Genomic DNA, 22330 nt, shown 5'->3' on the forward strand with positions numbered 1-22330 from the left:
CGTGCACGCAAGCAGGAGACAAGAAATGAAGGGCGACACCAGGGTTATCGGCCTGCTTAACGAGGCGCTCAAGAACGAGCTGACCGCCATCAACCAGTATTTCCTGCATTATCGGATGCTCAAGCACTGGGGCATCGAACGGCTTGCCAGGTTCGAATATGGCGAATCGATTGACGAAATGAAGCATGCCGATCGCATCGCTGATCGCATTCTTTTCCTCGACGGCCTTCCCAACTTTCAGGATCTGGGTCGCTTGCGCCTTGGTGAAACAGTCGAGGAAATTCTCAAAGCAGATCTCGACCTTGAAATTGACGCAATTCCACAACTCAAGAGTGCGATCGCCCATTGCGAGCAGGTTAGCGACTATGTGACGCGCGACCTCTTCAAGGAAATCCTCGAAAGCGAGGAGGAGCATGTTGATACGATCGAGCGTCAGTTCGATATGATTGCCCGCATGGGAATCGAAAACTACATTCAGCTTCAGTCGAAACCTTCCGAGGAGTCGTGACGCCCCCTAGTCCTGGAAAATGGGCTGGAGCGTCTCTGGTGGCATCTGGCCAATAACAGGCAAGCGGCCGGTCCAGAAATCTAGCCTCAGGGCCAGAAATGTGTGCAAACCAGTTTCGCCGCTGCCATCCTCAAACGCAGGCCGACCCGATGCCAGCAATCGAATTGGGCTATTAACTGATAGGTTGCGCCGACGCCCAATCGAGTTGCTGCCTTGCCTTCAGTTACGTTCGCGACCTCACATTCTACTTCGATAACGACAAGCAACCGTGGTGTGATCTGACGGACGATAACGCCCCCGCACCGTCGATAACGTTGCCAGCGAGCGTTACTTGGCGCCGGCCTTCGATTTTTCGGCAGCGCTGCTGCAGGGGCAGCCTGCGTACCTTCAAGGCAGGTGCATCCATAGATTTTTGATCAAGTAGATGCGGGCGATTGACCTGCCCCCCGCTGGTCCCGCGGTCATAACGAGAGTCTGCCGGTTTGTGATCCGACACTGATCCGACACCATTCTCTGGACCACCGGCATGATCGGCCCCCACCGAGTGGTCCGGTTTGATTGTTAGTGCAAGAATTCATTGACCCTGTCCCTGATTTGCCACCGGTCAGAACGAGAGATCCGGCACTTCTGAGGGTCCCCCGGTTTCGTGTCCGGGTATTATGCGAGCCTCCGGCCTTCATCTGCCGGGGTTAACCCCGGCAGATGAAGCAAATTCGGCTGGCGTAAGCCAGCCCAGGGAGGTGTGAGGACGGCACTCGTTATACAACGCGGCGACGCAACGCCCACGGAACCGAAGTTCGGGAAGTTCTCTATCCATGGCATCCCTGGACCGGGCGTCAGGTCCACATTCATGAAGCCGTTGAGCGCGCGGGGGCGGAAGTTTTCCGCTGCAGCAAGGCGGGAGCAGTGGCAGATAGGTGGCTGGAGATTCCGGCGTGGATGTTCGACCACGCGGTTTGCGCCATCGTGGGCGTCGGTGCCGCGCCTCGTGTTGATATAGGTGCATTGAGCGCGCTGGCCAGGCTATTGCGGGCAGCGAAGCCGGTTTCGGCTTTATCACTTTCAAGCGCAGCATCGGGCCCTCACGACTCGTATTCGGGAGGCCTCAATGCCGAGCAAGTCCATGACGTTGCAGCTCGATCTGTTCCCCAGCCCGCGCGATCCGGGGATCGCGCATGCACCGCGATGGCAGACGCTGCCCTCGCAGACCCGTCAGACGCTGACACCGCTAATCGTGCGCCTTCTGCTCGACCACATCGACGGCGATCCCGTCGCCGAGCCGCGGGAGGCGCGCGATGATCTTTGAGAAAATCGGGCCGCAGCATCTTGAACGCAAGGCGATCCTGTATGTGCGGCAGTCCTCGGCCCATCAGGTCCTTCACAACCGCGAGAGCAGCGCCCTGCAATATGCCATGCGCGACCGTCTCATCGCGCTGGGCTGGTCGCGCATCGAGACGGTCGACGATGATCTCGGCCGATCGGCAGCAGGCGGCGTGGCGCGCGCTGGTTTCGACCGGATGGTCGCTGAGGTCTGCCTTGGCAAGGTCGGTGCGGTGGCGGCACGGGAAGTCTCGCGCTTCGCCCGCAACAGTCGTGACTGGCAGCAGCTTATCGAGATGTGCCGGGTCGTCGATACGGTGCTGATCGATCAGGAGACCGTTTACGCCCCGCGCCAAGGCAATGACCGGTTGCTGCTCGGCCTGAAGGGTAGCCTCAACGAGTATGAGCTGGATCTTCTGCGCCAGCGTTCGCTCTCTGCCCGCTACGAGAAGGCCCGGCGCGGTGAGCTCATCGTTGCGGCTCCGGTCGGGTTCGCGAAGGTCGGCGACCGGATCGAGAAGGATCCCGATCGCCGGGTTCAGGAAGCCATTGCCCTCGTATTTGACAAGGTGGCCGAACTCGGCAGTGCACGGCAGGCGCTACTCTGGTTCATCGAGCATGGACTGGATCTGCCCGCAAAGCGCAATAACGGCGATGTCGTATGGCGCCGGCCGAGCTATGCAACCATTCACCGGATGATCGAGAACCCGATTTACGGCGGCGCCTATGCTTATGGCAAAAGCCGCGCTGCGACCGGATATGATGGCACCGCCATGCGGTCGAGGAGTCTTCGCAAGTCACGGGACGAGTGGTTGGCACTTATTCCCGGCTCGCATGAAGGCTATGTCAGCTGGGAGCGATCGGAGGATATCCGCAAGATGGTGAGCGAGAACGCACCCACCAGTCAGCATCACGGAGCGCCCAAGCATGGCGATGCCCTGCTGGCTGGGCTCATCCGCTGCCGGCGGTGCGGACGCAAGTTGACCGTGCGCTACACGGGCGCCAAGCATGATATCCCGCGATATTCCTGCTGGCGGGGCCTGCTCGACAACGGTGAGCCGCGCTGTATCGCGTTCGGCGGATTGCGCGTTGACGATGCTATCGAGCAGGCGCTCATCCCGGTTATTGAACCTGGGGCGATCACCGCAGCAGTTGAGGCCGAAGCGCAGGCGGCCAGTCGTCGCGATCAGGTCCGCGACGCGCTGACGCGCGACCTCGAGGCCGCCCGTTACGAAGCCGATCGAGCCTTTCGTCAATATGATGCCGCCGATCCGCAGAACCGGTTGGTCGCAGCGGAACTGGAGGCGCGATGGAACCGGGCGCTCACGCGTGTCGGTGAGGTGGAAGCCAGGATCACCGCGCACGACAGCTCTACTCCGCGTCCAGAATCGACCTCGCTGAAGGATATCGATGGCCTTGCCGCCGGTCTCAAAGCCGTCTGGGATGACCCGCAGACCGATGCGCGCCTGAAGAAGCGCATCGTGCGCACCCTTATCCAGGAGGTGATCGCCGACATCGACGACGAAGCTTCCGAGGTCGCGCTGCTGATCCATTGGGCCGGTGGCGTCCACACCGAGTTGCGGCTGCCGAGGCGCCGCAAAGGGCAGCGCAACAGTACTTCCACCGACATCATTGCCGCCGTGCGGCAACTCGTACTCATTGCCGGTGACGATCTGATTGCAGGCATTCTCAACCGGAATGGGCTTCGGACAGGGCACGGCAACCGCTGGACCCGCGAACGGGTTACCGCGCTGAGATCGCACCACAGGATCCCGGTGTTCCGAGCGGCAACTGACGGCAATGCGCCATGGCTGAACCTGAGCCAGGCAGCCCGCATTATCGGTGTGGCCCCAAGGACCCTCCGGATCGCTGCCGAAGCCGGTGAGATCGAAGGCATCCGCCCTCTGGCAGAAGGCCCATGGATCTTTAGCCGGGGCGAACTGAGCGGATCAGCCGCCCATCAGATCGTAGATCGTGCGCGGCAAAATCCAAAATACCCCACAGGATCGCATCCCGATCAGCAAATCCTATTTACTTCAATGACATAGAGAGATGGGTGTTATGAAGCAGGATTGTAGTCCCGTCGCCACGCGTCGATCCTGCGTGATGCACTCCTACATAACAGCATAGGGCGTCCTGACCGGCGGTCCGTAGGACGGACACTCAAACCGACGCGGCTCCAAGATTCGTGAGTGGATAGAACCGCTACTGTGGAACGCATATTGCACTGTGCAGTCTGAGCGGTCCGGTGGCGTGCGTATGCAGCGCCAGTGCGACGATCAGGCCCTTGTCGAGCTGGAACAGCCTGAACTGCCACGGCTTCTCTCGTTCGTGCAGGGACTCGGCAAAGGCAACGCCAATGTCGTCCAGCCGGGAAAGGTCGAAGGCGGTGCCGCAAAGACCATCACCAAGGCTTGTTTCTCGGGCTTTGACAATGCTCTCTTTGAGCGCCCAGAGCCGCATGAACGCCTCGCCCCGCATTGCCGGCGACAGGGCTCGCAGCGCGCCTACTTCCGCATCCGGGAAGAACTGCTCGGCGACTTCCAGCGCGTCACGGCCCAACGCGCTCCGTTCGATGTCGATGCCGATTTCGGGACCGGCGCCGGTGACGGCACAGACGCTGACCCCGTCGGCATGGGAAAGACTGAACCACAGCGGCGATGACAGGACCGGCGCAATGATCGAGGGTTTGCCGCGACTACCCAGCCCAAACCGCCAGTCTTGGGGCCGGACCGGCGCATAGCGCGATAGGACATGGCGGCATAGTGCCCGCCCCACCAAGAAATTCCGTCGGCGGCGGTCATCGCGCAGGCAGGCCATGCGCTCGTGCTCGTCGGGAGACAGCAGTGCGAGCAGGGCCACGATTCGTTCGTCCCCCATGCCCGCGCCGTGATAGTGGCGCCACACATCGACATCGAGCGGACCAGGCGCGGGATGTGATCCTTGGCTGATCGTCGGGAGGTCCGTCAGGGCGGGCAACGTGTTCCTCATGACAGGATCATGGTGCCGTGGAAGCCGTCAGGTGGCCGACCTGCGCGGTCGGCGCAATTGGCGCCCGCTGGTGCGCCAGCGCGCCCGGCGTGACAGCCTCGCCCGGCCATCCGTACCAGGTGGACGATGAGGAACTGGAATCACCGGCAAGCACAAGCGTCCCCTCAAGCAGCGTGGACCGCTCGCCCACCGTGCTCATCATCATCACCCGCGAAGCCGTGCGCAGGCAGGCGCGCGGTCCGATCTCGATCGGCCCCATCATCCATTCCCCGCGCGTATTGAGGTGCGCGATCAGCACGGCCTGGTCGATGCGCGCGTCATCGCCAATGTTGAGGAAGTCCGGTTCTTCCATCATCGGGTCGGCGCCATTGGGGTAAAGGCAGACATTCGCCCCGATCCGCGCACCCTCAGCCCGGAAATACCACACGAGGAACGCCGAGCCTTCAAGGAACGCCAGCACGTCACGGTTACCGAACCAGCCGCTGGTAAGCGATGATATTACGCTGTGGATCTTCCAGCGCTGGCAGTACGAAGATTGCGTCCAGAAGTGCTCCCCGTCGGCCCGGTGGCCGATGATCAGCCACTTGGTCGCCACCAGGATCCCCAGCGCGCCGAAGGCGCTGGCAAGCTGTAGCGGCAGGTAGAAGCCCGCCAGCAAGAGCAGGATGTCGGCCGTGTGGCGCAGACCGGGCCCCTCGGCGATCAGCACCGCTCTGGTCAGGAGCAGCGCACCGATCATCGGGGCGGTGCGATAAAGCGCGCCCAGCGCGGCCCACGCAAAGTTGAAGGCAATGTGCGCGCCCAGCGGCCACACAGTATAGTTCGCCTCGTTCATGTACATGGCACGGCCATAGGGGCGCAGTGTCTCCGCCTGCACCCGGCGCGGCGTGGCGGCTTCGAGTTCGATGGGCGCGTCGCGGCCGTCCTGACCGATCCACGTTGAGCCAGCTGGGGCAACGAAGCCTTCGGGCGCGAAAGTGCCCGAGCCGAACACTGCGTTTCTCATAACGACCACACCTGGCGCCAGTACGCAGCGATCGGCGACGTTCGCGCCCGGCTCGATGCGGATCGGGCGCGTGCCGTCCACGCTGGTCATCAGATAGGTTGAGCGAGAACCGAACGTCACGTCATCACCGCATTCGAACAGGTCGTATTCGGTGATGACGTTGCCCGACCCGGGCCAGTAGATGCGCTTGCCGACCTTGGCGCCGAGCAGGCGGTAGATCACGCTGATCGCGGCGAAGTTCGAGCCGAGAAGCTGCGCGACGCCGCCGAACCGCCCATCGGGGAGCAGTTGCCACATCAGCCAGCGCTCGAACATCGGCCACGGGCGATGAACGTCGGTTTCGACACGGAAGCGCCCGATCACGATCCACTTCACCGCGATCACGCCGGCCAGATAGAGGAACGGAGTGACGAGTGTGGAAGTGACCAGTAGCGCCGCCGCGACGATCAAGCGTTGCGGATTGAACATGCGCACGAGCAAGTCGACCGGACCCGTGAGGTGCCCCGCGGTCACCATGATCCCGGTAAGGAAGTGGTGCATCACCAGTACCACCGGCACCCATGCAGCCAGCATCACGGCGCCCTTGATTGCTGTCCCCACCCCCTTGAGCCAAAGTGGCGGAGCGTAGAGCAGCGCGCGCGAAAGGCCGCGCGTGCCTTGATTGCGCGCCTTGGGATTGTCCGATGTGCCCAGTGGTGCGATCTCGGTATCGGCGGGTACCTCGCTGCCGGGCACGATCGTGGCGCGCGTCCCGACCGACACGTTCGCGCCAAGTGTGATCGGCTTCATGTCCATGGCACCGCCTTCGAGCACGAACGGGCGCACGATCGCGGATTCGTCGATGCAGGTATCGTCGCCGATGGCCAGCAGATCGAACTCGCCAAGATCTGCGCTGGGGGCAATGCGCGTGCGCCGCCCCACGCGGGCGCCCATCAAGCGACAGTAGAGCGCGGTGAGCGGGTAGGACATGGAGAACACGCCAAGGCCCATGGTGACCGCGATCTGGCGCACCAGCCACCATCGCAGGTAGCGATGGCCCCACAACGGCGCGGCGCCCGTGCGATAGCGCCCGACGAGCATCCACTTGATCGTGATCGCGACAAGCGGTCCCACAGTATTACGCAAGGCAACCGCCGTGACGAGCGCAGCGAACATGACCCAGGCGCCGCGCAGGCCCAGATCGGCGCGCATATACCACCACAGAAAGATCCAGCACGCGAACTGGCTGACGCGGACCACCGTTGGCAACACGGCGAGCGGCAGGAGTTGGATGACGAGCGTCGGCAACGCTGCCTGCGATTTTGCGGCTGGCCCCTCGTGTTCGACGCCCGCTGCCTCACTCGCGGCTTCGGTATCCGCGGCGAGCGTGGCCAACGCGGCGTGCACGGCTTTGGCCAGCTCGCGGATGGTGCGGTTGCGGAAGATCGAGGTTGGTGCCAGGGCAATGCCATAGTGCTTGCGCACATTGGCGATAATCCGCACCGCCGTGAGCGAATCCCCGCCAAGGTCGTCGAAGAAATCGCTGTCGAGAAAGACCTCGCGGTCCTGGCCAAGGCATTTGCGCCACTCGTCGAGAATGAAGGCCTCGACCTCGTCGGATGGCGCATCCGCGCCCTGCCAGGGGCTGTCCAGCAACGCCTGGATCTGCGCCATGTCGACATCGCCCGAGACCGGGTGCCGGGGCAAGGCGTCCAGCAGGACCATGGACCGCGGGACGAGGTAATCGTGCATGGCGTGATGAAGACAGGCCTTCAGGGCCGTTTCGTCGATGTTCGCGTCCGCTATCGCTGCGCGGATCGTGCCGCAGGCGCTGGAAATATGGATGGCCACGTCCGTCACGTCGGGACAGGCCGCACGGATGGCCGCCTGGATCTGCGCGGAAGATATCTCCACGCCGCCCGCCGCGATCGGCGTGGTGATGGGGGTTCCCTTGGGTGGGCATTGTGCCGTCAGGAGTCGGGATCGCGCCGGCGCCTTCTCATCGACTTCAAGGATGCCAAGGCGGGAAGCGAGGCGCACGCGCAGCAGCTTGCCTGCGGCATTCTTCGGCAGGTCGTCCATGTAGACGGCCAGAACCGGCCACTTCGCCGGCGAGAGGTGCCTCGACAGATGCGGGGCGAGCGCTTCGAGATCGACGCGCCGGCCCGATCGTGGAACGATCACGCATCCCACTGTTTCACCCAACAGGTGGTGCGGAACCGCAAAGGCCAGCGCAGCGAGGACATCGGGATGGCCGACCAGAACGTCCTCGATTTCCGCCGGTGCAATCGTTTCACCGCCGCGCTTGATCACGTCCTTGCCGCGACCGACGATATAGAGGAATCCGTCCTCGTCCAGACGACCGATATCGCCGGTGTCGAACCAGCCTGGCGGAATCGCAGGTTCGCCCGAAGCCGGTGTATCCTGGATGATGCGTGCAAGCGGTGCGCCGCGCAGCATGATGCGCCCGGCAACGCCCGGCTGAGCAGCCGCGCCCACATCGTCGAGTATGCTGACTTCCGGTCCGAGGATGCGCCCGCTGGCGCCCCTGCGCTCGAGCCGGTAGTCGAGCGGGGGACAGGCGATTGGCATACATTCGGTCATGCCATAGCCGGGCAGGATCGTGGCTTCAAACCGCGCGCGCAGTTTCTCGGCCGTTGATGGCAGCAGGTCGCCTGCGGCGTTGCAGATGAACCGCAACTTGTGCGCCGAATCCGGGCGCCCCTCGCCTTCCAGCAGGATGCTGTCATGCATTGTCGGCGATGCGTAGTACCAATTGAAGCCCGCCCCGCTGTCCAGTCTGTCCCAGAACATCGCCGCGTCGAAGCCGTCGGAATTGATCATCCCGCTGCCCGCCAGCAGGGGGGCGTAGAGATTGCGGATGATGCCGCCGACGTGGAATAGCGGCATCATGTTATAGCCGCGGTCCTCTGGCCCCAGTTCCAGCGCGGCCGCGATACAGGCCGCGCCCACGCACAGGTCGCGCAGGCGGACAGGCACAAGCTTCTTGCGCCCTGACGTTCCCGACGTGAACAGTTCCAGCGCGATGTCGTCCGGGCCGTTGAACCGTCTGCCATTGCCGATGCCGCAAAGCGCATCGCCGCCAAGTTGGAACAAGCCGGTCTCTTCCGGATGCCGGGCAAGGTCGATGATGGCGGCGCCGCACGCGCGCGCCGCACGCCTTATGTGGTCGAAATCCTCACCCACCGGCACGATCACCGCTTTTGCGCCGGTTTCGGAAAGGTCGGCAGCGATTTCACCCTCGGGGTTCCATGGGTTCATCGGCACCACAGTGCAGCGCATACCGATCGCCAGAAGGCATACCGCCAGTTCCGGCCCCTCCGGAATCGCAATCGCGCAGCGGTCGCCCGGGCGCAGCGTCAGATTCCGGAATGGCGCCCCGTCGTCCAGGAAATCGTAGAGCCGAGCGAACGACAGCGAATGCAGGCCACGCCCAGTCGTCCCCGCCAGCGCGCGCAGGGAACCGCAATTGGGCAGGATGTCCAGCAGCGTGGAGAACTCCAGTTCGCGCTCGATCCGCTGGCCAAGTGCCTCGCCGCGCTTCCAGGCCTCGGTCCACCCCCGGAGCCTGTCTGCCAACGGCGGTTCGGCATAGGTCGGGTGCGTGATTTTGGTCTGATACACGCTATCTGTCCTTCAATTCGCTGGGCGCCGAGGCGCTAGTTGATCCGGAATTGTGTGGGCGATCGTCAGAAGGTCTTGCGGATACTGAACCGGATGGTCCGGCCCAGTGGGTCAAGCAGCGCCGACTGGTAGACGTAGGGCGTCGCGCCCAGCGCGTTGGCGACGCGGGGCCGGGCGTTGAAGATGTTCTCGACCGTCGCGGTCAGCTTTACCCCCTCCAGCCACGCGTGCGTGCGCGCCAGCGCCTGCTGCTGGCCGAGATTGGCGAACAGCCGCAGGTTGACCCTCGTGAGGGCGGAGAACGAGAGGCCCGTCCCACTAACGCCCGACACACCCCTTACCGTGGTCGCGCCGCGCCAGTCGGCCGATAGCCGCAGGCCGATCCCGTTGCTGGCAAAGCCCGCCTGCGCCTCGATTTCGTGGCGCGGATCACCCCCGGTCATCGCCATGGTATCGCCGTTGAGGAGATCGAGCACCGGCAGGCCATCGCGCAGCAGCACGTCGTGTCGCAGGTGCCAGGTATGGTAGAACGCGAACGACAGGCGGTTCGCGTTCTTCCGCAGTCCCGGCACGCCGCCGCCCGACTGGCCGGCGACGCCGAGGACTTTCAGCCAGTTGACGCCCCAGCGCAGTTCCTCGCGGGTGTCGCTCCTGACATTCACCGGGCGGACATCGAAACGGATCAGGTTGCCGCCCGCGTCGCGCACGAAGCGGTCGGGGAACGCGGCTTCGAGCGCCGGCGTGACCGCGAGCGAGGCGATGGCGTTCCGCATCCGGGCGTGGACGTAGTTGGCCGTGAGCGACAACCCCTTGCCCCAGCCCGGCTTCCAAGTGGCGCCGAACTTGAGCACGCGGCGGTTATCGCCGACGAGCGACGCATTGCCGCCCTCAATGCGCGACGCCTCGACTGTTTCGCCCTGCACGAAATCAAAGGTGCGGGCATCGGGAGTCGTCAGGGTGGGCGCGCCGATCTGCACCAGTGAGGGCGCGCCGTCCTCATCGACCATCGAGGCGATAATCCTGAGCGGCGGGACCGGCGACCAGACCAAGCCATAACCGAAGGTCGTCTGCGCGCCGAAATCCGAAAGCCGGTGGACGGCCAGGTTGCCGTTCAGCGACAAATTTCCCAGCGCCGCAAGCACATGGTTGCGGCGGCTGGCGATCGGGATGTCGATGCTGAGATGCCCGCTCACGTCGCTGCGCGAGGCCGCGCTGCCCCGCGACACCCCGGAGCGAACCGATTGCCCGCTTACCGCCGACCATTTCGCACCCACGCGCAGGCTGGCCAGCATCTTGCCAGCGGGAAGATGTAGCGGCGAGCCGTTCAGCAGCGCATCGAACCCACCCGCATTGCTTGTGAGGTGGGTGGTATCCGCTTGCTTCGCTATCAGGAGATTGCCGCCGAACGCACCGAAAGGGTTCACCGTCGGATCGTGGGCCTGCAGCGCGGCGTCGATGGCCGTCTGGTCGATCCCGCCTTCGGTCCGGGTCCGTTGCTCGACGTGATCGTAGGCTCCCGAGAACGACCACTGCCATGAACCGGAATGGCTGTTCAGCAGCAGGCCAAGATGCCCGTCCAGGTCTTTGGTGTACCGGATGAGCGGCGCGGTGCTGTCGGCATAGCGATAGACGGCGACATCGGTCACGAACGGCGAGAAGGGGGAACCGGCGGGCAGGGCCAGCTTCACTTTCGGCAGGCCTAGCAGCGACACGTCGTTGCTCACCTCCAGCCGGCCATTGATCGTGGCGGCGACACCACCGAAGACGTTGCGGCTGTAGGACGCATTGATCGAGCCGCGTTCGTCAGACGGCAGCAGCGTACGAAACGGCGTCGTGTCGGTCACGTTCGCCCTGTTGGCGCCAGCAACAAGGTCGCCCAGCACAAGCGGGCGACTAGCGGCGAAGGCGGGTGCCCCGGCGATGGTCACAGTCTGCCCGGCCAGCGCACTAAGTGCGGGATCAATCTCGCCCGACGGGGTAAGTGCGGTGATGTTGCCTACCATGTCATAAGGGCGGCGCGGCGCGAATGCACCCAGATGCCGTTCGTTTTCCAGCAGATCGTCAGCGTGCTGATACTGCAGGGCAATGTTCACCCGGCGGTCATGGTCGATTTCAAGATAAGTCAGGCTCGGATCGACGGCGTTTCTTCCTCCATCGGTGGAAAAGCGGTCACCCACCTCACCGATCAGCGCGTGGAAGCGCCTGCGCAGCACGATGTTGACCACGCGCTGATCGGCCGGATAGCCGTACTTGAGCGCGACTTCCTCGGGCAGGATTTCGGCGCGGGAAATGGCCTCGGCGGGAATGTCCCGCACTTCGGCATATCCCGAGGTGCGGCGTCCGTTGAGCAGAATGACGGTCGGCTCTCCGCCCCTGCCCTGCGAACTGCGGATCTGCGGCGCAAGCTCCTGCAGCAATTCCGGCACCGAATTGATGCCCAGCGCGCGAATGGTCGCACGGGAGAACTGCACGTCGGGCAGGACGTCACCGACCGCGGCTCCGCGCGGGGCCTGATGGCCGGTCACGACAATATCGGATTCCTCACCTTCGCTGGTGTCATCATCTTGCGGCGATGGCGCATCGCTCCGTGCCGCCGGAAGGTCAGGCGGCGCACTGCCGTGCTCGTCCTGTTGGGCCAGCAGGGGCTGAGGCACCGCTCCTGCGAGGAGCGGGACTGCAATCAACCAATGTTTCATTTCAATTCCGAACGGGCGCGTCACTGTCGGCGGACCTCTTTGCGACACCAGGTGTCATTGAACGCCCCTTTGACCAGCATTGACTGCTCACTGCTGGCGACAACCGAACCCAACAAAAACTCGACGATTTGAGCCATTCGACGCCCGATCAGGCATTCTGACTGCTTGTTGGTTAGCACCGTAGCCGATCTTGCTGATGACACGCTGACGGCTCGAAACTTCGACATCGGCCGACGTTACCGACGATTGGCACGTCATGTCCGAAAATGAGGTGCAATGGCGGGGTTGGTCACCGAGCGCCATCCGGATGGCGGTCGAGAGTGCAATCGGTAACCGCTAACCTGATTGATGTGGCAAGGGCGTCGATGCCCTCGACTTACGTGAACCAGTGCGCAAGTTGCCACTCATCGCTCTGCTCAAGCAGAACGAGGTAGATGATGCGTGTGCTGCTGTCCTCGTTGCAGAACATTCCGACGAAATCGGCGCGGTACTTCCTGCGCGCTCGTCTTATCCCCGAATGCGACCATTCAGCCAAGTCAGCACATCATGATCGACCGCGCACGCAGGAGCCCTTCCCAACGGCCCAGACCTTACTTGCATGACGAACCGGCAAGGCTCAGGATCATTCGCGTCCCGCCGCCTGGCCGTTCCTCCGTGTGTACGCTGCCGTCATGCAACTGAGCGATACGCCGCACCAAGGCCAAGCCCACCCCGGTGCCGGTGCCCGACTGACGATCCATCCGCCAGAACCGTTCGAACACATGGTCTCGATGTTCCGGGGGAATGCCTGGCCCGCAATCGTCAACGACCACCAACGGCCCCGGCTCGATCGCAACGGAAACCAGGGTCCTGGATGGGGCATATTTGATGGCGTTGCCAATCAGATTGCGGATCGCGATTTTGAGCAGCGAATTGTTGCCGGATACGATCAGGGACTCAATCGTGCTGTTCAGCTCAAGCATCTGCCGTTTGGCAAGCGCTTCGGGGACCGCCTCTTCCACTACCTTCCGCGTGACCGCCACTATGTCGAGCTTGCCAACCTCGCTCGCCATCACGTCTTCAGCTTGTGCAAAGCGCAGCAGTTCATCGACCAGATGACTGAGCTCCTTCAGGTCGGTTTTGACCCGGTCGCGCGCCGCTCCTGGCGGCAACTGGGATATTTCGAGCAGCAGAACTGCCAGCGGCGTCCTCAACTCATGTGCGACGTCCGACGTGAATTGCTTCTGCAATTGGAGCGAGTGATCGAGTTTCGCCAATATTGTGTTGATCGTAGCAGCCACGCTGGCGAATTCCTTGGCCATCCCACTTTCAGGCACGGGAACAAGTGCCTGCCCGCGAGCCACGGCCGTACCGATGTGATCCGCGCTGTCGGACAGTCGGCGCAGTGGGCGTAGAGCAGCGCTAGTAGTCAGGAAGATCGCCAAGGTCAGGGCCGGAATGATGAACAGCGCGGGGATCAGGATTTGTTTGACAAGATCATCGAAAATCACGCCGATGAAGGCAAAGGCCGGATCACCGATCATATAGGTCTGCACCCAATAGTGCCGATCAGCGAAGGCGACACGCCGAGTCAACAAGGCGATAGCGGATGCGCTACGACCGTGGTCTGGGTGCGCGCGAACCAGCGAGAAACCTTCGACCAGTGTCGTGCTTCCCGTAATGGAATCGCGTACGTCGTCTGGGTCGTCGGCGCTCGCCATTGGCGATTGGACGGCAGGGAACCAGCGGGTGTTCGCCGACGCCAGAACATGGCGTTTTGCAAGCGTGCGATGATCGAAAACCCGAAACCCGTAGGCCTTGGGATAATCGCGATACGGACGGAGAAGCGCTGGATTGTTGCCACTGTCCAAGGTCGCGGCGATGGCAACTGCGTTTGCGTTCAGCGTGGCTTCGCGAAGGTGCCGATCATTGACCATCTCCTGAATAGAAAATGCCAACGCGAGCAACAGAAGCACTGCCACGGACGTAGCAGCCATGCGGCGTGCCAGAATGCGCGACAACGAATCGTTTGCGGATTCTAGCACGCTGCACGCTCGGTGAGCACATACCCGATGCCTCGCATCGCTACGATTTCGATGGTTGCCGCCAATGAATCCAATCTGCGCCGCAGGCGCGAAATCGTCGCCTCGATCGCATTGTCGGTTACTTCATCATCAAAGGCGTAGATGGCCTGTTCGAGCTTCTCCCGGCGCAATACGCGTCCCTGACATTTCATGAGCGCTGATAGCGCGCTCAGCTCGCGCGGCGAAATGGAAACCAGGCGGCCTCCGACCGTCAGCGTGAGCGACACCTGGTCCAAGCAGACATTGCCGAATGTCAGCTGCTCGGATTGGATCTGTCGCGCGCGACGGCTCAACGCTCGAACGCGAGCGATGAGTTCATCTCCGTCCACGGGTTTGACAATATAGTCATCAGCACCGGCGTCGAGGGCCTGGACACGACTGAAGACATCGCCTCGAGCGGTCGCGACAAGTACAAGCGCATTGTGCTTGTTTTGTCGTAAGTTGTCGAGAACCTCCCGACCGTCCCCATCGGGCAGTGACAGATCAAGTATCACCACATCGTACTCTACGGTCTTGATCGAGGTGTGCGCCATATCCAGGTTTTCCGCAACATCTACGACATGCCCGCTGTCCGTCAGAATCTTGGCCATGAGCGCCGCCAGGCGTTCGCTATCCTCGATAATCAATAATCGCATAGCTCACGATGACCATTTTTCGGGCAAACCGCACGCACTCGATGGCGCCCTATAGCGCCCAATGCCGGATCAAGCCACAATGTGCAGCCACCGCCCTGCAATTAACGACGCTGATCCGGCGTCAATATCCGTGTCGCGTGTTGATGCCCCTTGGTTGGTAGGGTGATTTTCTGACTTTTCTCGGCGCAGCGCTTCATCGGTCGCGTGCCAGGCCTCTGAATGTGGCTATTGACGGCACAGGCCGGTATATAGTTCGAATGGCATGCTACTCCTTAGCGCATGCCGTCATGGCTCGGATCAGGATCATACGATGCAGGGCGAAGGGGGCATCCACCGCATCAGTTCAGTTGGCCCACCGCCATTGACTGCCAGAGGTCTGTCAGCGCGAGGCCTTTGGATCGCCTGATGCGATGTGTCCGATTTCCCCAGACAACTCGAGGGCGGCCTTCGCGCGCTCATATTCTGCGGTGCCCGGCTCAAGCTTTATAAGCCGCGGCGGCGCGTAGACCATTCTCCCGAGTTTAGCCGAGGGTTCCGCTTCGACTGCACTGGTCACAATCTTTTTCGACATCTACGAACTTTCAGACACTGGCATCGACCTTTGGATCTGAGCCTTGGCAAAGGTTGCAGGAGGTATTGCAACAGCCGCATCAGAACGGGCGAAGGCATCCTAGGTCAACGGTGACCGCACATCACATGCCACCGTCATACAAAAATTCTGAAATTCCAAGATTTTATTCCCGATCTGGTGGTCTGACTACTTGTTAAGGAGCACCATAGTCGAAGTTGCTGACGAGACGCTGACGGAATGAAACTTCAACATTAATCGACATAGTGGGTGATTGATGTCGGCGCTGGCATAAGGATATAGGCGATGACGTCGCGCGCCTGCGCCAAAGTGGCCGAAATTTCCGGCGTCACCAGCGCTTCGTCTCCCGGCCCCAGCCCGGCGAGGCAATCCAGCCTCCGGTGGTACCAATGCTCACAGTCGCCTCCCGTTAACGCCGTCTGCGCATTAACAGGCAGCCGGTTTTCGAGGGCGAGGCATCCCTCTGCCCTACCCCACGCCCGATCTCATCGGCATCACGGCAGTTGCTTTGATGGTGTGGACGGCGCTCTGTTTGGCGGTTGATTCGGAATAACCGCCTGCCAGTCTGCTGTCGTTGTCGAGGCGATCAGCGCAGGAGCACCGTCCATGGGTAAAGTAGCCATTGATCTTTCGTCTGTCACCACGGTTAGCCTCGACCTGGCCAAGCACGTGTTCTTCATCCACGCGGTTGATGATGAGGGCAAGGTGCTGGTGACCAGAGAGGTTCGCCGCCGCGACCTTCTTGCCTTCTTCGCAGCGCTACCAGCCTGCCGGGTCGGGGTGGAAGCGTGCAGCTCGGCACATCACTGGGGCCGCGAACTTACGGCGCTGGGACACGATGTCCGGCTGATGCGGCGGCAATCTGCAAGGCGGTGACGCGTCCCTCGATGCGATTCGTGAAGATCCGCTCGGTCGACAACCAGGCGGTGCTGATGCACCACAAGGTGCGCGAGACGCTGGTCCGCCAGCGCACTCAGATCCTCAACAGCCTGCGTGGTCACCTGGCCGAGATAGGGATCATCGCCGCACAGGGGCCAAGCCATGCCCACGCACTCGCGAACCTCTTGCGCGAACGCGATGCATCCATTCCGCCGGCAGTAGCTGCAGCGCTGTTGCCGCTGGTGAACCAACTCGACCGGCTCGATGCCGAAATCAAGCTGGCGGATACCACCATAGCCAAACTGGCCAAGGCCGATCCGGTTGCGAGCACGCTGACGTCGATCCCGGGGATTGGTCCGGTCACGGCATCGGCATTGGTCGCCAGCGTGGGCGATCCCTCCGACTTCTCAGGACCACGGCAGTTCGCCGCTTTCCTCGGGCTCGTCCCGCGCCAGAACTCATCGGGCGGCAAACCCCGACTCGGCCGTGTCTCCAAGATGGGCAATGGCTATCTGAGAAAGCTGCTGGTCGTGGGGGCACACGCCGTACTCTACCATCGCGCACGGCATGCCGATCCACTGCGGTGCTGGGCGGACAAACTGATGGCGGCCAAGCCGTTCAAACTGGTCGCCATAGCGGTCGCCAACAAGCTTGCCCGCATCGCCTATGCGGTCATGACAACCAATGCAGCCTATCGCAATGCCGCCGCCTAAACGACCACGGACCAGGTGATAGCAACGCTCAGAAATCTCGGGTGACCACGAGGTGATGCGACACAACCGGACATAATCTGCCAAGCCTGTGGTGCTGTCTGCGCCAATGAGCGCGATGCTTTGATCGGGGCCAGCAGATCAGCGGATAACCATCAGGGCCAGTGGGTAATCACCCACACGCAAAGGCCGGTGACATGACCGCACCCGATGACGTCAGATTACCAAATATCATCCTTGATCGCAGGGCGCCGTCCAGACATGACAGCGCCTCTCAAGGTGACCGACGGGAAACTGGCGCTGCACCAGTTCCAATACACCGGCCAAATCCCACCAGTTCGTCAGCTTCAGCGCAAAGCCACGCGGCCGTCCGGCCAAGCTGGCTTCGGCGTAGAGTTCCGAGAAAGCCGCCTCAATCGTTGCGATATTGCCGCCGTGACCATTCAGGAAATAAATGCGCTCAAGGCCGTGATGGGTAAGCGAACGCACCCAGTCACCGATCGCGCCCATGAAGGTTGATGGCCCGCGAACGCTCCAGAAAGGCTTCGATTTCAGGCCAGGACGACAATTGCAGCAGCATGGAAATTCTCGAACTTGGGGGTGTCAGGCGATAGATGCGGAACGAGCGTCCATCACCCTCTGGCGATAAGCTCGGCGTCCGACCAGGCGTCTTCGACCGCCTGCGCCATCAGAAAATGATCTGGCGATTTCACGCAGGCCGGATCGGTGGCAGCGGCATCGCCGGCGAGCGCAAAGGCCTGGCAGCGACATCCGCCCCAATCGATCTCGCGCCGGTCGCAGCTCCGGCAAAGGTCGGGCATCCAGTCGGTGCCGCGAAAGCGGTTGAATGCGTCCGAGCTTGTCCAGATGTCCGCAAGCGACCGGCTTTTGATCGACGGAAAATCGATGCCCGGAAGCGTTTCCGCGGCATGGCAGGGCAGCACCTTGCCCGAGGGCGTTATATTGAGGAACCGGCTGGCCCAGCCGCCCATGCAGGCCTTGGGGCGTGCGGCAAAATAGTCGGGCACGACATAGTCAATGATAAGCGAACCCTTGAGGCGGAGCCGCGCGGCTTCGACAGTTTCGGTCGCGCGATCGAGCTGCTCACGGCTGGGCAGCAGCGCCGCCCGGTTGCGCAAGCCCCAGCCATAATATTGTGTATGGGCGATTTCGACGCGTGCCGACCCCAGAGTTTCGGCCATCGCGATCATTGCCCCGACGCGATCGGCATTGTGGCGATGAATCACGAAATTGGTCGTGAGCGGCAGCCCGGCCGCTTTGATCCGCTGTGCGGCGGCGAGCTTCTTGGCATGACCACCGGCATATCCCCCGATCCGCTCGGCCGTCACAGGATCCGCGTCCTGAAAGCTGAGCTGGATATGATCGACCCCTGCATCCAGCAGCGCAGCCATCGCCTCGTCAGTCAGCAGCACGCCCGAGGTGATGATATTGGTGTAGAGTTGCAGCCGGGCGGCATGGGCAATCAGCACAGGTAGGTCGCGTCGCGCCATTGGCTCGCCGCCGGAAAAATGCACCTGGAGGATGCCGAGCGTCGCCGCCTCGTCGAGCACGCGCACCCAGTCCCCGGTCTCAAGCTCCGCGCTCGCGCGTTCGAGTTCCAACGGGTTGGAACAATAGGGGCATTTGAGCGGACAACGATGGGTCAGCTCGGCGAGGAGTGCCATGGGCGGCTGAGGCGTGACCATGCTCACTGTCTTATGACGCCCTTGTCGGCAAGGTCCTGCAGCACGGTCACGACATCGGCCGCTATGAGGTCGCGCGGCGCCGCGAACCGGGCCGCGAGCGTGTCGGCGATGGCACCAATGGCGCAAACGCCATCGATCAGCTTCAGGATTTCGACTGCGGTTTCATCGGGCTGAAACAGCCTTTCGGGCGCCAGCAAAACCCACGCACCGCGCACCTTGTCGAACCGGAATTTCACGCCGGCACCAAAGCACGGAACTGTATCTTCCGCGATCACGGGCCGGCGCCTTCGGGAATGAAGGCGCCGGGCGGGATCAGGCCGGGGGTGACATAGGCGAAGTACAAGGCATCGAGCTGCGACCACAGCACATCGCACTTGAAGCGAAGCGCCGCCAGCACCTGTTGCTGGCGTTCGACCGTATCGGCATTCGCTCTGACATAGGCTAGGGCGAATGCGCTGTCCTGCGGCGCCTGGGTGAGACGCGGCGTGAAATAGGCGAGCGTATCCGCGGTGATCCAGTCATAGTTGGCGAGCATGCCCGACACGCGCTCGGCGATGATGGTCGGCGAGAACATCTCGGTCAGCGAAGAGGCGACGGCCTCAAGCAGCGAGCTATCACGAACGAAATGGACATAGGCATCGACCGCGAAACGGGTCGCGGGCAGGATCGCGCTGACGCTTTCGACGAGTGCGGAATCAAGGCCGACGCCCTCGGCCAGCTTGAGCCAGCGGGCCACGCCGCCCGGAGCCGAGCCATCGCCGTCATGATCCATGAGCCGCCGGCGCCACTCGCGGCGCAGTTCGGCGGTGGGCAGCCGCGCGAGCAGCGTCGCGTCCTTCGCTGGTATCCGGCTCTGATAATAGAAGCGGTTGAGCGCCCATGCCTGCACTTGGCCGCGATTGAGCTTGCCGTCGTGGAGCAGGCGGTGGAACGGATGGAGATTATGATAGCGCGTCGCCCCGATCTGGCGGAGTTCCGCTTCCAGCTCATCGGGGGTGAGCAGCGGCGCGGTCACAGCGCGATTTCCATGCCGTCATGGGCGACTTCCCAACCGGCGGCTGCGGCTTCGGCACGTTCGGGCGAATCGTCGAGCAGGATTGGGTTCGAGTTGTTCATATGGATGAATATCTTGCGGCGGACATCGAGATCGCGAAAGGCCGCCATCACCCCCTCAGGCCCACTGACGCTCATATGTCCCATACGGTGACCGGTCTTGGGGCCAAGCCCGGCGCGGACCATCTCATCGTCTTGCCACAGCGTGCCGTCGAAGAAGACGAGATCGGCACCGCGCAAACGCTCGGCCAAAGCGGGTGTCATCGTCGCGCAGCCGGGAATGAAAAACAGGCTCCGCCGTCCGTCCGAAACCGCGGCGGCAACGGTCGTCTCGCCGATCTCGATCGGCGGCGCATCGCTACCATCCTCGAGATAGAGTGGCACCTTGCCGGGAACGGCGAACAGCTCAAGCGTCAGACCGGTGTCGAGAGCGACCGGCTGGCCGAGCGGGACGACTTGCCGCGATACGATATCGCGCGCGAGCACCTCGAAGATGGGGTTGGCGTCGAGCACGCCATGAATGCGATCGGTGGCCAGAAGCGTGAAGGGATGGCGTTCGCGCAGTGTCAGCAGGCCAGCAATCACATCGACATCGCCGCCGGTCAGAACAACGCCGGCGATCGGAGAGGACCGCAACCCTTCGCGCGGGTGCAGGCACAGCGTTTGCTCGATCTGCTGGCGCAGGTCGGGCGCCGCGTTCAGCAGGAACCAGCGTTCGCCGTCGCCACTGACGGCGAGGCTGGCCTGGGTGCGGGATTGTGCCGAAGGATCATGCGCGCGGGCTCTGCGACAGGGCGCCGCGTTGGAATTCCATTGCGGAAAACCGCCGCCCGCCGCCGCCCCCAGGACGACGGCTTGCATGGAAGGTCAGGCCTTGATTTCAGCGCAGGCGTAGCAATTGATCTCGCAACCCAGCGCGATTTCGACGATCTTCGGGGTCGTCCAAGTCATGCATCTCTTCCTTTTTCGTGTCTGCGACGCGGGCCTTCCCGCTGCCGTAACTGGTTCTGCCTTGTGAAGCTGTAAGCGGCGCGCCCAATCTTGGCAATGGTCCTTTCGACCGCCAGCGGACGTGAATCCCACGCTGCGCGTTTCGGTTGTCATGCAGGGCATCGCCGCTTAACCGGCACAGATGAATTCGCGCCCAACCGATGAACAGATCGAGGACGGCTTGCCGCTCCCGCGGCGCTATCTGGCGATATTCGCCATATCGGCGGGGACGGCGCTTGCCGTCATCGACGGGACGATCGCCAATGTCGCGCTGCCGACGATTGCGGGCGCACTCCATGTTCCGGCAAGTGAGGCCGCGCACGTCGTTACGCTCTACCAGCTTGTTCTCGTCATGGCGTTGCTACCTTTTTCAGCGCTGGGCGACAGGATTGGGCAGAAGCGGCTATACCAATCCGGGCAGATGGTCTTCGTCGCCGCCACGCTCGGATGCATCTTTGCGACCAGCCTGCCCCAGTTGCTGCTTGCGCGCGCCTTGCAGGCCCTAGGCGCGGCGGGCGCGCTCAGCGTGTCATCCGCATTGATCAGGTCGACCTATCCGGCGCGCCAGCTTGGACGGGCCCTGGGCATCAACAGCATGATCGTGGCCGGTGCGGGGGCGCTGTCGCCCACGCTCGGGGGCCTCATTCTCGGCGCGGCAACCTGGCAGTGGGTGTTTGCCGCAGCGGTTCCCTTCGCGCTCCTGTCGCTTGTAGCGGGCTCGATAGCCTTGCCGAGGTCAAAGGGCCTCGCCTCCTCACCCTACGATCATGTCGGCGCGTTGCTCAGCGCGGCCACATTCGCGCTGCTCATTTTGGGCCTGCAAGGCCTGGCATATGGCAGGCAAATCAGGTTAGGAATCTTGGAGGTGGCGGCAGGCGTCGTGGCGTCAGTTATGCTCATCCATCAGCAATCGCAGAGTGCGCGGCCGATCCTTCCGCTCGATCTGCTCCGCCAGGGGCGTCTCGCCAGCCCGATCGTGGGCCTGTTGCTGGCGTTCATGGCGCAAATGATCCTGCTGGTGTCCCTGCCATTCCGGCTGCAGCACCATTTCGGTTTCTCGCCGGTCGAGGTGGGCGCGACCCTGTCGCTCTGGCCGCTCACGCTGATCATTGTCTCGCCGCTCGCGGGAATATTGTCTGATCACATATCCACCCGTCTTCTGGGCGGTTTGGGCATGGCAATCACCACAGCCGGATTCGCGTCAGTCGCGCTCCTACCGGATCACGCCTCCCAACTCGACGCGAGCTTGAGAATGGCGATCTGCGGCCTTGGCTTCGGGCTGTTCCTGTCGCCCAACGCCCGCATGATCATTGGTGCGGCACCGCGAACGCGCGCAGCGGCGGCCGGCGGACTGATGGCAACAACCAGGCTGACAGGTCAGGCGTTGGGAGCTTCGATCGCCGGAGGACTGCTGGCTCTCGGGGCAGGCGACGGGGCGTTCCCAGCAGGCCTGGCGGCGTTTATGACTTTGTTGATTGGGCTAATCAGCACGGGTAGCGCAAGCCCTGCTCTACGAAGAACGCCGTAATTGGCAAAATTGCCGACTCGCCTTCGCGGACA

15 protein-coding genes and 1 pseudogene are annotated in these 22330 nt (G+C 62.6%); 5 read left to right on the forward strand and 11 right to left on the reverse strand.

Annotated features, from left to right (window positions below; translation table 11 throughout):
- The first annotated feature begins 25 nt into the window (after positions 1-25).
- The 3 genes from bfr (at position 26) to AX703_RS16525 (ending at position 3876) form a co-directional block, all read left to right on the forward strand.
- The gene (gene bfr / locus AX703_RS16515; RefSeq protein WP_062345619.1) at positions 26-508 is read left to right on the forward strand and encodes a bacterioferritin; all 483 of its coding nucleotides are present in this window, start codon (positions 26-28) and stop codon (positions 506-508) included.
- 1108 nt (positions 509-1616) lie between these two features.
- The gene (locus AX703_RS16520; protein ID WP_062345622.1) at positions 1617-1814 is read left to right on the forward strand and encodes a hypothetical protein; all 198 of its coding nucleotides are present in this window, start codon (positions 1617-1619) and stop codon (positions 1812-1814) included.
- Positions 1804-3876 carry a recombinase family protein gene (locus AX703_RS16525; protein WP_062345623.1) on the forward strand — a complete coding sequence of 691 codons (2073 nt, stop codon included), beginning with the start codon at positions 1804-1806 and terminating at the stop codon, positions 3874-3876. The genes AX703_RS16520 and AX703_RS16525 overlap by 11 nt, the downstream gene beginning before the upstream one ends.
- Before the next feature lie 157 nt (positions 3877-4033).
- Here AX703_RS16525 and AX703_RS16530 read toward each other — a convergent pair whose 3' ends face one another.
- From AX703_RS16530 to AX703_RS16550, 5 genes are all read right to left on the reverse strand, one after another.
- Positions 4034-4819, reverse strand: coding sequence for a 4'-phosphopantetheinyl transferase superfamily protein (locus AX703_RS16530; RefSeq protein WP_062345625.1), 786 nt, complete (start codon positions 4817-4819; stop codon positions 4034-4036).
- Positions 4820-4826: 7 nt separating this feature from the next.
- On the reverse strand, positions 4827-9449 hold the full coding sequence (locus AX703_RS16535) for an AMP-binding protein (RefSeq protein ID WP_062345627.1): 4623 nt from the start codon (positions 9447-9449) through the stop codon (positions 4827-4829).
- Positions 9450-9514: 65 nt separating this feature from the next.
- A complete protein-coding gene (locus tag AX703_RS16540) occupies positions 9515-12103 on the reverse strand; it encodes a TonB-dependent receptor (RefSeq protein ID WP_156452099.1) in 2589 nt (862 codons plus the stop codon).
- A gap of 632 nt (positions 12104-12735) precedes the next feature.
- Positions 12736-14106: a HAMP domain-containing sensor histidine kinase gene (locus AX703_RS16545; RefSeq protein WP_197423744.1), complete on the reverse strand. Its 1371-nt coding sequence runs from the start codon at positions 14104-14106 to the stop codon at positions 12736-12738.
- Positions 14107-14162: 56 nt separating this feature from the next.
- On the reverse strand, positions 14163-14843 hold the full coding sequence (locus AX703_RS16550; RefSeq protein WP_082734651.1) for a response regulator transcription factor: 681 nt from the start codon (positions 14841-14843) through the stop codon (positions 14163-14165).
- A gap of 1258 nt (positions 14844-16101) precedes the next feature.
- Between AX703_RS16550 and AX703_RS16560 the strand changes: the two are divergent.
- Positions 16102-17024 (forward strand): annotated as a pseudogene (locus AX703_RS16560) (IS110 family transposase).
- A gap of 228 nt (positions 17025-17252) precedes the next feature.
- Here AX703_RS16560 and AX703_RS16565 read toward each other — a convergent pair.
- The 6 genes from AX703_RS16565 to pqqA all read right to left on the reverse strand — a co-directional run bounded on the left by AX703_RS16565 (position 17253) and on the right by pqqA (position 20893).
- The gene (locus tag AX703_RS16565; protein ID WP_062345638.1) at positions 17253-17531 is read right to left on the reverse strand and encodes a creatininase family protein; all 279 of its coding nucleotides are present in this window, start codon (positions 17529-17531) and stop codon (positions 17253-17255) included.
- A 122-nt stretch (positions 17532-17653) separates the two neighbouring features.
- Positions 17654-18727: a pyrroloquinoline quinone biosynthesis protein PqqE gene (pqqE, locus tag AX703_RS16570; protein ID WP_082734652.1), complete on the reverse strand. Its 1074-nt coding sequence runs from the start codon at positions 18725-18727 to the stop codon at positions 17654-17656.
- 2 nt (positions 18728-18729) lie between these two features.
- Positions 18730-19002 (reverse strand): pyrroloquinoline quinone biosynthesis peptide chaperone PqqD, encoded by a 273-nt coding sequence (pqqD, locus tag AX703_RS16575; RefSeq protein ID WP_062345640.1) that lies wholly within the window; start codon positions 19000-19002, stop codon positions 18730-18732.
- Entirely contained in the window at positions 18999-19742 is a 744-nt protein-coding gene (gene pqqC / locus AX703_RS16580) for a pyrroloquinoline-quinone synthase PqqC (protein WP_062345642.1), read from the reverse strand. Before pqqC ends, pqqD begins: the two co-directional genes overlap by 4 nt.
- Entirely contained in the window at positions 19739-20641 is a 903-nt protein-coding gene (gene pqqB / locus AX703_RS16585; RefSeq protein ID WP_062345644.1) for a pyrroloquinoline quinone biosynthesis protein PqqB, read from the reverse strand. Before pqqB ends, pqqC begins: the two co-directional genes overlap by 4 nt.
- Before the next feature lie 6 nt (positions 20642-20647).
- Complete coding sequence (pqqA, locus tag AX703_RS28955; protein WP_082734653.1) at positions 20648-20893, reverse strand: pyrroloquinoline quinone precursor peptide PqqA; 246 nt, start codon at positions 20891-20893, stop codon at positions 20648-20650.
- Between the two features lie 19 nt (positions 20894-20912).
- Between pqqA and AX703_RS16595 the strand changes: the two genes are divergently transcribed.
- The gene (locus AX703_RS16595; RefSeq protein WP_156452101.1) at positions 20913-22298 is read left to right on the forward strand and encodes an MFS transporter; all 1386 of its coding nucleotides are present in this window, start codon (positions 20913-20915) and stop codon (positions 22296-22298) included.
- Positions 22299-22330 lie beyond the last annotated feature (32 nt).

The organism is Novosphingobium sp. CCH12-A3 (assembly GCF_001556015.1).
Taxonomy (GTDB): Bacteria; Pseudomonadota; Alphaproteobacteria; order Sphingomonadales; family Sphingomonadaceae; genus Novosphingobium; species Novosphingobium subterraneum.